The organism is Rhodoferax sp. RT5P35 (assembly GCF_056521385.1).
Genome location: NZ_JBWMAX010000130.1, coordinates 1 through 1,420, shown reverse-complemented (window position 1 = coordinate 1,420; position 1,420 = coordinate 1). Strand labels below are relative to the sequence as shown.

At 53.4% G+C, this 1,420-nt stretch carries 2 protein-coding genes; both read left to right on the top strand.

Going from position 1 to position 1,420, the window contains the following annotated elements:
* Nucleotides 1-201: 201 nt before the first annotated feature.
* Nucleotides 202-612, top strand: a complete 411-nt coding sequence (locus tag AC097L_RS24295; RefSeq protein ID WP_479589289.1) for a hypothetical protein — start codon at nt 202-204, stop codon at nt 610-612.
* A gap of 191 nt (nt 613-803) precedes the next feature.
* Nucleotides 804-1,313, top strand: a complete 510-nt coding sequence (locus tag AC097L_RS24290) for a hypothetical protein (protein WP_479589288.1) — start codon at nt 804-806, stop codon at nt 1,311-1,313.
* Nucleotides 1,314-1,420 lie beyond the last annotated feature (107 nt).

Here is a 1,420-nt window from a genome sequence, read left to right as displayed (position 1 = left end):
GCTTCCGTTCTGCCCTACCTAGGTTGCCCAGCGAACTGCTTTAGTGATTAGGCGATAGATAAATTTAAGAAAGGAATACAGACTGGTATTTGTAGAAAAGTTTCTCCCAAGCGCGCCCTCGGTTCACAGCCCTGGGCGTTTTTTCGTTTCTGAAAGGAGTATTTATGTTGATTACGAGAAACCTGATAGAGGAGGGCACTGATGCAAGTCATTCGTGACCCTGCGTTGACCGTGCAGATTCTGGATACGGAGATGGCTACCATCGCTGCCTGCAGATTTGCCATGTTGAGCGAAGACGAACCCTACGACCCGAATATCCACGGGTTCTTCGTCGTGTTGGAGGTTGGGGATAGTGTGGATGTGCTCGATGCACAACTGGGCTTCCCGGTCCTGGCTAACCGGTTCGATGGAGTGCGCTTCGGTGAACAAGGCTTTCGCCCAAGCTTTGAATGCATCGAGGAACACAAGGGGTGCTACGAAATGGTCTTTGTCCTCAGTGACGATGGCTATGGCGTGGAAGTGTTCATTCCCAAGGTCGGGGGCATTGATCCCGGTCTGCTAGCCATGTGCCGACAGTACGCGGTTCGTTCACCAGAGGTATCTATCCCATGAGACATGACACATCACCACCAACAGCCACCTTCGGGTGGTTTTTTTGTTTCTGGGCCTTGCATTGTGATCTGGCTTGCTGGAGCCATCCCCCCGGGTGCTCCCGGCATGTATCAAAAACTGAGGAAAACCGCGTATCTGTAATGAAGGACATAGGCCTTCGAAACCACCATCAACCAACGGAGAAATGAAATATGAAATCGAAAACCACCACCGTAGCAGGATCTACCTCCACCAGAGTTCTCCATATTGCCCCCTGTCCCACGCTATCCGCTAAGTCCACTCTGACGTACCACGTCGGATACCGGGCCAACGCGGAGGTGTTGTTCAGGATTTATGGGAACAGCGGAGGCGGCTTTTATAGCAACGATTGGATTGTAGTCAGTGAGATAGAACGCACTCTGGGTAAGCAGTCCCTGATCAGCAGCGTATCGATACAGCCTGTCTGCAAGGGCAAGTCGGCCAATACCGCTGGATTCGTGCTGGCGGCGCTGAAACAGGAAGGCTTGGTTGCCCGCTCAACGGAGAACCCGCGCCAATACATCCGCACCCCCTCTGAAGCCTTCATGGCCTCGGTCAAGGTGCTGGTGGAGTCGGGGGTAGATCTGGATCCAGAGCAGGCACCTGCCTCTAAAGCGCCACCTGTGAAGGTCGCGGTATCACCAGTCGTGAACACACCCAAAGAAGCCAAACCCACCGCCTAAATCTCCTGGGCGGGAGTGTCTTTCCCATGGTCACGCAATGCCATCGCTTCTAAGCCGTTGAAGCACATGGCGTTTTATTTTCTCGTACCGGTGGTTGGTGCAATGCC

What these genes read in the sequence shown, in the direction of transcription:
- AC097L_RS24295 (WP_479589289.1), top strand. Translation starts at nt 202, where the DNA reads ATGCAAGTCATTCGTGACCCTGCGTTGACCGTGCAGATTCTGGATACG.
- AC097L_RS24290 (WP_479589288.1), top strand. Translation starts at nt 804, where the DNA reads ATGAAATCGAAAACCACCACCGTAGCAGGATCTACCTCCACCAGAGTT.